The organism is Wolbachia endosymbiont of Atemnus politus (genome assembly GCF_013309895.1).
Genome location: NZ_JAAXCS010000047.1, coordinates 1 through 9594 on the forward strand (window position 1 = coordinate 1; position 9594 = coordinate 9594).

The 9594-nt window shown below is 34.2% G+C and carries 10 protein-coding genes and 1 pseudogene; 6 read left to right on the top strand and 5 right to left on the bottom strand.

Annotated elements, in window-relative coordinates; genetic code table 11:
• Positions 1 to 107 precede the first annotated feature (107 nt).
• The 6 genes and pseudogenes from HET73_RS09445 to HET73_RS04090 all read left to right on the top strand — a co-directional run bounded on the left by HET73_RS09445 (position 108) and on the right by HET73_RS04090 (position 5670).
• A pseudogene (locus HET73_RS09445) lies at positions 108 to 1180 on the top strand (AI-2E family transporter).
• A gap of 91 nt (positions 1181 to 1271) precedes the next feature.
• Positions 1272 to 1907: a DnaA ATPase domain-containing protein gene (locus HET73_RS04070; RefSeq protein WP_174133516.1), complete on the top strand. Its 636-nt coding sequence runs from the start codon at positions 1272 to 1274 to the stop codon at positions 1905 to 1907.
• Between the two features lie 353 nt (positions 1908 to 2260).
• Positions 2261 to 3247 carry a tyrosine recombinase gene (locus HET73_RS04075; protein WP_174134058.1) on the top strand — a complete coding sequence of 329 codons (987 nt, stop codon included), beginning with the start codon at positions 2261 to 2263 and terminating at the stop codon, positions 3245 to 3247.
• A 55-nt stretch (positions 3248 to 3302) separates the two neighbouring features.
• Positions 3303 to 4028: a lysophospholipid acyltransferase family protein gene (locus HET73_RS04080; RefSeq protein WP_174134059.1), complete on the top strand. Its 726-nt coding sequence runs from the start codon at positions 3303 to 3305 to the stop codon at positions 4026 to 4028.
• Between the two features lie 50 nt (positions 4029 to 4078).
• Positions 4079 to 4348, top strand: a complete 270-nt coding sequence (gene rpsT / locus HET73_RS04085) for a 30S ribosomal protein S20 (RefSeq protein WP_174134060.1) — start codon at positions 4079 to 4081, stop codon at positions 4346 to 4348.
• 71 nt (positions 4349 to 4419) lie between these two features.
• Complete coding sequence (locus HET73_RS04090; RefSeq protein WP_174134064.1) at positions 4420 to 5670, top strand: citrate synthase; 1251 nt, start codon at positions 4420 to 4422, stop codon at positions 5668 to 5670.
• Positions 5671 to 5766: 96 nt separating this feature from the next.
• On the opposite strand, the gene HET73_RS04095 is transcribed toward HET73_RS04090, so the two are convergent.
• The 5 genes from HET73_RS04095 to HET73_RS04115 form a co-directional block, all read right to left on the bottom strand.
• Positions 5767 to 6504: a putative folate metabolism gamma-glutamate ligase gene (locus HET73_RS04095; protein ID WP_174133387.1), complete on the bottom strand. Its 738-nt coding sequence runs from the start codon at positions 6502 to 6504 to the stop codon at positions 5767 to 5769.
• Between the two features lie 6 nt (positions 6505 to 6510).
• Positions 6511 to 6987, bottom strand: coding sequence for a dihydrofolate reductase (locus HET73_RS04100; protein WP_174134061.1), 477 nt, complete (start codon positions 6985 to 6987; stop codon positions 6511 to 6513).
• On the bottom strand, positions 6984 to 8264 hold the full coding sequence (gene folP / locus HET73_RS04105) for a dihydropteroate synthase (RefSeq protein WP_174134062.1): 1281 nt from the start codon (positions 8262 to 8264) through the stop codon (positions 6984 to 6986). The genes HET73_RS04100 and folP overlap by 4 nt, the downstream gene beginning before the upstream one ends.
• Positions 8261 to 8668 (bottom strand): dihydroneopterin aldolase, encoded by a 408-nt coding sequence (locus tag HET73_RS04110; RefSeq protein WP_174134063.1) that lies wholly within the window; start codon positions 8666 to 8668, stop codon positions 8261 to 8263. The genes folP and HET73_RS04110 overlap by 4 nt, the downstream gene beginning before the upstream one ends.
• 75 nt (positions 8669 to 8743) lie before the next feature.
• Positions 8744 to 9403, bottom strand: a complete 660-nt coding sequence (locus tag HET73_RS04115) for a CADD family putative folate metabolism protein (protein WP_174134065.1) — start codon at positions 9401 to 9403, stop codon at positions 8744 to 8746.
• Positions 9404 to 9594 lie beyond the last annotated feature (191 nt).

Here is a 9594-nt window from a genome sequence, read left to right on the forward strand (position 1 = left end):
TGCGGTTTGACACAGTTTATTTAACACTCCCATAAGTGATTCTGGTAATCATTAATGATAGAAAAATAAACTGTGTATTTTTTCAATAGATTGACTATGCTAAAAACATGCAAAAACGTCATGTAACTGTTTGTCTTATACTACTTATTATAATTGGCACATTATTTTTAGTGCGCCCTATGATTTTTCCATGCTTAGTGTCTATTGTTGTTGCGTATTTATTTAATCCACTAGTAGTAAAGTTTGAAAAGTATAAAATACCGCGCCTTTATTCTGTAATTTTTATAATATTTATCCTGCTGATAGTTTTTGTATTAGCTGTTACATTTGTTTTACCTATTATATATGTTCAAATTACCTCAATATTAAACTTTTTAGTCAGTAAAGTGCCTTCATTGAACCTTAAAGTTATTCCATCTGTGTTAGAATTTCTTAATATAAAAGTAGGAGATGGTTTGTTTAATCACTTATCTAAGAATCTAGCAGAAAATCATGGCGATCCTATATCTTATTTCATACGTGCTTTTGATATTACCAGTAATTTTATAATCCAAGTGTTAATCTCGAGCTTTAGCTTGATTCATACAGTATCATTAGTAGTAATCACTCCAGTAATCTTCTTCTATATATTGCGTGATTGGCCTTGGATTGTAGCAAAAGTTAGTAAATTAGTTCCTGTTCCATATAGAGAAAAAGTGGAGATTATTTTTCAAAAGTGGATTTCATCGTATCTAATTATCTAAAAGGACAGGCAAATGTATGCATTGTTATGATGATCTTTTAATCTGTGGGTCTTAGTATAATCGGGTTGAATCATTCTGTTACTATTGGAATTTTATCGGGAACACTAACATTTGTACCTTATATAGGACCGCTGCTATATACTATTATTGGGTTTTTGAGCGCTGTTACTCAATTTAATGGGTGGTTTGAAAGCACTACTGTTCTACTGTTATTTGGTATTGGACAGTTAATGGATGCGAACATACTGGTTCCTTTGTTAATAGGAAAAAAAGTTCATATGCATCCATCTGTGATTATTCTTGGAATTACTATATGTGCTTCATATTTTGGACTTATGGGTATATTACTTTTTGTTCCAATAATAGCAATGTTTTATGTGTCAGTAGGTTATGCAGTCGATTGGTATCTTAACAGTGAGTTTTATAAAAATGGTTAGCAGAATAACTAGTTTGTAACAAGGAGAGGCTAACCGCAAAATACCTAATGTACTTGAAAACGAATTTTGTCAGGGACGCAAAATGTTTAATGTGCAATTAAATTTATTTAACAACAATCAAACTGATTATAGCCAGCAAAATTTCATCGTTTTAGACGAAAATAAGGATGTGTACAATTCAGTAATTGATGATTTGTCTTGGAAATGTCTGATTCTCTTTGGGCCTAAAGGTTCTGGTAAAACCCATCTTGCTCACATTTGGCAAGCGATGAACAATGCAATTTTTATCAATGTGAACAATTTCATAAGTGAGATGAGATATAGCGACGCTTTTATTTTGGAAGATATACAAAATGTTCAAGATGAAGCAATGTTATTACATTGTTACAACTACATGAAAGAAAATAACAAGAGATTACTCATTACTGCTTCAACTTCACCAAAAAAACTTAATTTTAAATTGAAAGACTTGAGTTCTCGTATATTATCAACTACCAGCGTGAAAATTCCACCTGCTAGTGGGGAATTATTACGAATTATGTTAATAAAGCGATTTTCAGATAAACAGTTAAAAGTCGATTTAAAAGTGATTAATTATATCTTAGCAAGAATAGAGCGTTCTTTTTGCAGTGTTAATGAAGTGATAGAAAAAATAGATAATGAGTCTATGGGATCAAATGTTACTATTCCTTTTATTAGCACTTTATTAAAAAAAGGTATAATATGATTTCCTCTTTATACAGAGCGTATATATTAAAAATTTATTAACATCTGTGGCACTAATACAGAAGTCATCACTTGGTTGTGCTAGCGCTATAAGAAAATATTATGTTATAATAGATATAAGTAGATGCGACTAAGAAGTGGTATATCGTAGTAGAATTCACTTTGTAAGGTGCTTTCTATAGATTTGGTGTTATAATTTAACTATAAGATCAAATCTGAAAAAAAAATTAAGGCGAAAGTTTGTTGTACTTGTTTTATTGATAGGTGCTTTATTTATCTCATATTTTTTAATAAAGAATACTAGTAAAGTTTTCAATCAAACTGTAGTCAAAGAAATAAATATAGGAGTTAGTGATGAAGAGTAAGCAGTTGCAGGATAAAAAAGAAAATCTTTACATAACGTATTACATAGATACTTTGGTGTCAGAAAGGTCTGCTACGCAAAATACTTTAGAAAGTTATCGTTCAGATTTATGCCAGCTTGAAGATTTTTTATTGGAAAGTGGTACTAATTTAGTTAACGCAAGCAAAACTAATATTAAGGATTATGTGAAATCTCTATACACACAAAAGAAATATAAAAGTAGTTCTGTATCAAGAAAAATATCTGCTATGAAAAATTTTTATAAGTGCCTATTTAATGATGGCATAATAGATTTCAATCCAGCTCCAGCTAATGATGATGAGTTGAAAAACCCAAAAGTTTCTCGCCCTTTGCCAAAGTATTTGAGCGTGGAAGAAATGCTTTTGCTAATGGACACAGTCAGAAAGTCAGCGAGCGGATCAAATAAGGAAATAAACAATAGAAGGCTATGCGCTATTTTAGATATCCTTTACTCTTCTGGCATGCGTATTTCTGAGCTGATTAATATGAAATTGTGTGAGGTGTCACATCTAGTAAACAGTAATGACAAAGAATGTTATGTAATAATAAAAGGAAAGAGTGGTAAAGAAAGGCAAATCCTTTTTAACGAGGAAGCACTGCAAAGCCTTAGAAATTATTTATCAATTCGCAATAATCTGATTTCTGAAGGAAAGGAATCAGATTGGTTATTTCCAGGTAATAAATCTAACAGGCCGATTACAAGGCAGAGGATTGGTCAATTGATTAAGGAATTAGCAAGAAAATGTAATATCGATGAAAGTAAAATATCTCCACATGTAATCAGACATTCCTTTGCTACTCATCTACTGGATAGTGGAGCAAGTATTGTGCTGATACAGAAAGTTCTTGGCCATACTAATCTTTCTACAACGCAAATATATACTCATGTTGCTAACAAGAAATTGAAGGACAAATTAACTGATTCACATCCTATCACTCAAGTGATCAATGGTTAAACCTATTGTTTTTAATTTATAATAGAGATAAACTCAAATAAGTTTATCCGAGTTTATGATTTTAGGTTTATTGTTCAATTTATTTCTTATATTATGGGAAGTGTTCTATACTTTAATTGCCCTTCCTGTAATCTTTTTTCCTGTACGTGTAGTGACTATTTTCTCTGTCTACTCAGTGAAGGTTTTATTATTCATGCTTCGTTTATTATGTAAAATTGAATATGAAGTTAGAGGTGGAGAAAACATTCCCAAACAACCATTTGTAGTCGCTTCCAAACACCAATCCCCACTTGAAACTTTTATTTTTATGCTTTTATTTAGAGAAGTAGCTTTTATTTTAAAGCGTGAGCTAAAATGGGTCCCATTTGCTGGTTTGCATTTTATGGCACTAAGAATGATTTTTATTAATCGCTCAGATGGCGTCAGTTCTATACACCATATTATCGAATTAACAAGAATGCGCATAAAAGAAAATAGAACCGTAATAATATTTCCTGAAGGCACCAGAACAGCTGTAAAGCAAAAAACAAAATATAAACCAGGTGTTGCTGCTCTATATAAAGTGTTATCTGTGCCTGTATTACCGGTTGCTTTAAATACCGGTTTATTTTGGCCAAAGAGCATACTTTCCATAAGAAAAAATTCCGGAAAGGCAATAATAAAGATATTACCGCCAATATATCCTGGGTTAAGCAAGGACAAATTCTTGGAAAATTTAGAAAAAACTATAGAAGAGAAAAGTAGCAAGTTAGCCACAGAAAAAACTAGTATTGCAAATTAGTAAAAAAATTTTATAATGAAAAAAGAGTACAGTGTTTTAGGTATTAATATATGGCGAATCATAAGAGTGCTAAAAAAATGATAAAGGTAATAGCAAAGCGCACTTTAATAAACAAAATGCGCAAGAGTAAAACTCGCACTGCTATTAGGAAATTAATTGATATAATTAAGTCCGGTGACAAAGAAAATGTTATTCTAGCATTTCGAAACGCTGAATCTAATTTACACAAGTGTGTAAATAAAGGTGTTATTCATAAAAACACTGCTGCACGTAAAATAAGTCGCTTAAATGCAAAAGTAAAAGCATTCATGACTGCTTAGTGTGATTAACCTAAAGTTAACCGGGCTAATATATACTCTTCAGTTTGTATAGAATTCAAGTGGCTTGAGTGATGGATAAAAAAGCGTTATTAGAATTAAGCAATGGATTAAAAATTGAGCTACCCATATTAAGTGGGACAACAGGCTCTGATGTGTTAAATATTAAAGATTTATATAAGACAACAGGATTATTTACTTACGATCCGGGATTTGTTTCCACAGCTTTATGTTCTTCTGCAATTACATTCATTGATGGGGATGAGGGAGTTCTTAAGTATAGAGGACATGATATAGCTGATTTGGCAGAGAATAATAATTTTACTGCTGTAATTTATCTATTACTCTATGGTGCGTTACCTAATTTAGAGCAACACAAAAAGTTTCTCCTAAAAATAGGAGAGTTATCCAAAGTATCAGAGCAGATTATAAACGTAATTAAAGCATTTCCAAAAACTGCTCATCCTATGTCAATTTTGATTGTATGTTTTGCAAGTTTGTCAGCATTGTACCATGAGAGACATGGTAACAATACCAATAATGAAGATCTAGATTTTGGAATTTCTGCAATAGCGCAAGTTCCTGCAATTGTTGCAATGATATATAGGCATATCAACAATCAGGAATTCATAAATGCTGACAATGAGTTGGGCTATAGTGAAAATTTCTTAAGGATGATGTTTGGCAATGCTTTTGGTAACGATAAAAGCACTCTTTTTGCGAAAGCTCTGGATAAAATATTTACTCTTCACGCTGATCATGAACAGAATGCATCAACAGCAACCGTCAGGGTAGTAGGATCAGCTGGTTCTAATTTGTTTGCGAGTCTCTCTGCAGGAGTTGCTACACTTTGGGGACCGGCGCATGGTGGAGCTAATGAAGCAGTTATCAGTATGTTAAAAGAGATAGGGCAAAGTGGGAATATAGATAAATTTATTGAAAAAGCTAAGGATGATAAAGACCCATTTAAATTGATGGGGTTTGGTCATCGTGTTTATAGAAATTACGATCCACGTGCGCGCATATTAAAAGACACTTGTAGTGAGGTTTTAAGTAATTTAGAACAAAGTAATGAACTCCTCAAGATTGCAAAAGAACTTGAAGAGGTAGCTTTAAAGGATGAATATTTTGTTGTGCGTAAGTTATATCCGAATGTTGATTTTTACTCAGGTATAATAATGAGTGCTATTGATATTCCTTCAAATATGTTCACGCCTATTTTTGCACTTGCAAGAACTACTGGTTGGGTTGCTCAGTGGTATGAAATGATGAACGATAGAGAAACTAAAATTTGTAGACCAAGACAACTCTATATTGGTCAATAAATTGTATCCGTTCAGCCGAAAGCGTTTGCACATGCATCTATGCCCAATGTACGCTGTATTTTTTGAATCTTTTTCACAGATTATAATCTTTTAAATTTATTCTCCATTCTTCAACCACCGGGTTCCCATAAGGAGAGGAGAGTAAAGGTCTTCTTCCATTGATATCTTAACACTTTTTTCTTCTTCCATAGTTGGCGGACGAGTAAGAAAGGAGATCTTTAGTATATCTCTAATGATTGCCATTGGTGTTTGCTCTGCCCCTTCCCCCATGACTAAAACAGCAGATGTTGCCAGGGCATCAAGAAGATTAGTTTGTGTTACTTTAAGTGGCTTGCTGTAAAGGTCTGACTTACCTACATAAGAATAAAGTGGCTTAAACCCACACCAACCAAGAGCAATTCCAGTAACTCCACGACGCATAGGTGTTATATTACTATCTGTAATCAAAACACCAAGATGTTTTATGCAGTGTTTTATCCTAAGATAGCTCCATACTGACATAGCTGTTTTCTGAACATCTTTTGGGTATAGAATATACATTCCATCACCATTTGATTCATCAATACCGGCAGATGGAATTAAGATATCATCTTTCATTGTCAAACAGACACTGCAAGATCCTACATCAACAATTGCATCAGCCTCTCTTCTGACTAGCTCTTCTTTAGAACAGGCAGTTTTGTAAACCACTTGTTTTTGACAAACGGAAATGATTTTTGACGTGATAGCAAGAACAACTTCCTCTCTTAGCAACTTTGAAACATGGTGATCAAGGATCTTCTCTAATGCTTCACCACATTCAATGCGGTGAGTGTAGATTGCTTCAATATGCATATTATATTAACGTGTTAGCCTACATATAGTATAATCTTCCGTTTTGGTGAGAATAATTTTATTCCACCTATCAAGAAGTGCTAAGTTGAAATATACATCACCTTTATAAGATTTATGAATTTCGGTTATAATAAACTCTGAAATTAGATCATGCTCTAAAAAAAGATGCGCTATTTGTCCGCCAATCACGAAGATTTTAGAACTACTTTGGATTGATTGGAATTCTTGCATAGAAGAAACAATAGTGCACTTGATATCTCTGTTAAAACAAGAACTTAACTTGTTACGAGAGAAAACAATCGGAGTACGATCCTTTAGTATGTTTTGAGGTATTGTTTCAAATGTCTTTCTTCCCATAACAATAACTTGTTTGTCAGTAACCTGACGAAAATGCTCTAGCTCACTTGGATAATGCCAGGGCAACCCATTATTTACACCAATCACTCCACTCGGATCAACAGCCATGATTCCAATAATCATCATCCCTGTAAGGCAGCTTGGGCCACAAAAAATCGCATGTGATCGCGCACATTATGCACTCGAAGGAAATCAACCTTGTTGTGTAATACAGATGACGTAGAAATTGTTTCTAAATCCCGGTTAAAGACAAGTTCTGTGGAAAAAGAAGAAATAAATGACTTTCTAGAATGACCCACTAAAACCCTGCAGCCAAAACTTTGTAACGCTTCTATATTGCGCAAAAGCCAGATATTCTGATATAAAGATTTTCCAAAACCAATACCAGGATCAATAATGATTGAGCTTTCATCAAAACCTAGAGCTAGTAATTTGTTAATGCTCTTTTCTGCCCAATGGTTTATGGTACTAACCGGATCAACGTTACCTGGAATAATGTTGTCTTTATGTGGCGGTATGGAGAGTGAATGCATAATAACGATACTACACCCATTGCTTGCAATTGCTTTTAAAGTATCATCATCCAGATCTCCTTTAACATCGTTTATCCAAGCAATGCTGTAGTGTTCTAAAACATTTAAAATAACATCTGGCCAGAAACTATCAATACCAACTCTAATATCACCAACTTTCATATAATGACTAAGATTATCAAGTATTGGTTTTAAGCGTGCATATTCCGCTTTTGGAGTCTGTATCGAAGATCCAGGTCTTGTTGATTGAGCACCAAATTCAACTATGCTTGCACCATCTGATACCAATTGCAATGCTTGTTTCGTTGCCTGATCTGCACCATAATAAAGACCACCATCTGAAAATGAATCGGGAGTAACATTAACAATACCTGCAAGTTTTGGTGAAAGCGTAAAGCTTTTAAAAAAGCAGTCTTTAGTGTTAGGAGTATTATACCCCAACGTTTTGTTCACTATTGCCATGGGATCAAACATTGCCATCAAGTGAAGCAAAAATGGCCTGTTTATCAGTTCTGGGTGAGGAATCTTAAGGTAGGGTGTATCAACTGTTAGGTCATCCCACAACAAAATATCCAAATCAATAACACGAGGTGCCCATTTTTCACAGATCTGTGCACGGCCAATGTCACATTCGATTTGTTTTAGACCTTTTAACAGTTCTTCAGGAGAAGTAAGGCAACTTCCATATACAACCATGTTTAGAAATGGCTTGTCCCACTCAGTTGGAGAACCATTTGGTAAAATAGCCTGAGTTTCCAGAACAATTGAAGATTTTAAATCTTTAAAATAGCGCTTCTTTAGTAATTCTACAGCCTTTTGTAAATTAGAAAGGCGATTCCCTATATTTGAGCCAATAGAAATGTAAATCATTGATTATCTTCCTGCTCTTGCAGTACATTACAATAAGTAAAGAGAACACCTCCATGCACATCAGGAACAGGCGGTGCAACTTTGTGAGTAGTTACTCTTATAGAAGAAATAATGTGCTTTTTTTGCATCAGAAGGTTATTAATGGCTACGTATACATCATGAGTGAAATGTTCGATTAAATTGAATTGCTTGCTTTGAGCGAGAGATTTAATGTTCTGCACTACTTCTAGATAGCAGATAGTATCTTCAAGTCGATCAGTCACAAGCCCTACAGGAGGAAACTTAAAGGTAAAATCAACATTAATACTCACTAATTGGGGATGAAACTTCTCTTCTGCGCTACATCCTAAATGAATCCAAAGCCGTAAATCCTGGATAAGGAGGCTGCATAACGGGTTCCCCATCTTTATATTTTCCTATTCTCTCCTAGTGTTCCTGAAAGTTACTCAAGAGAAGCTCCCCCTCTATCAAAAAATCCCTTAGCAATGTGCATGTGCGTTCATCATTCCATCAAGAAAACCCCATAAGAGCTTCGCTCCTTTTTTAGCACCCTGCATAACCTTGTCTTGCTCTTCCCCGCTTAAATCTGCAATAAGATTTGCACATTCCTCAGAATGCCACTCATCAGCATCCATATGAACGGTAAAAAATTGGAGAGAACGTTCATCATTTATTGAGTAGTGTTTTTTTAGACCCTCAATTTTAGACTTAGAAACCTCTGGAGTTTGATGTTCATAAGCGTAAAGGGCACCCAGACCTGCTGCAAAGCCTGATCGTACGATATCAAAGTAACCATCGACTAATTCTTGTGTCTCCTTAATCTGTGCATCTTTATGAAGATCAGATAGCGTGACACCAAGCCCTTCAGCAAAACGTTGCCATAACTCTGGATGATTCTCATCACCTTGCTCTTCTTCTATTAAATTACCAAGTAAAACTTGTCGTGTTTTCAGATTTGAGCACAAAGAATGTATACCGCTGATATAACGAGGGAATGCAGCAACATGATGATAATATTCCTTAGCATAGATTTGCAGAGCTTCAAGGTTCAATTTTCCTTTATTCCATGATTGGTAAAACTGATGTTTTAATAAATGCAAACCATCTAACTCTTTATTAAGTAATTGAACGAACGTTATAATAACTCCTAAGTTAACACAAAACTATTCTAGGCTATTCATAGACTTGTTAGATGTCAAGAGACATTATACCAATTCTCACTATTAAGAAGAAAATACAATAGACTTCTTGCATAACAAACTTTAGCACAAACGAAGAAACTCCTTGACAAACCCCACCAATCTTATTATCATGCCACTGAGGGTATTTC

Excerpts from the sequence above, each read along its gene's own strand:
- HET73_RS04075 (WP_174134058.1), top strand. The coding sequence starts at position 2,261 with ATGAAGAGTAAGCAGTTGCAGGATAAAAAAGAAAATCTTTACATAACG.
- HET73_RS04080 (WP_174134059.1), top strand. The coding sequence starts at position 3,303 with ATGATTTTAGGTTTATTGTTCAATTTATTTCTTATATTATGGGAAGTG.
- rpsT (WP_174134060.1), top strand. The coding sequence starts at position 4,079 with ATGGCGAATCATAAGAGTGCTAAAAAAATGATAAAGGTAATAGCAAAG.
- HET73_RS04090 (WP_174134064.1), top strand. The coding sequence starts at position 4,420 with ATGGATAAAAAAGCGTTATTAGAATTAAGCAATGGATTAAAAATTGAG.
- HET73_RS04095 (WP_174133387.1), bottom strand. The coding sequence starts at position 6,504 with ATGCATATTGAAGCAATCTACACTCACCGCATTGAATGTGGTGAAGCA.
- HET73_RS04100 (WP_174134061.1), bottom strand. The coding sequence starts at position 6,987 with ATGATGATTATTGGAATCATGGCTGTTGATCCGAGTGGAGTGATTGGT.
- folP (WP_174134062.1), bottom strand. The coding sequence starts at position 8,264 with ATGATTTACATTTCTATTGGCTCAAATATAGGGAATCGCCTTTCTAAT.
- HET73_RS04110 (WP_174134063.1), bottom strand. The coding sequence starts at position 8,668 with ATGGGGAACCCGTTATGCAGCCTCCTTATCCAGGATTTACGGCTTTGG.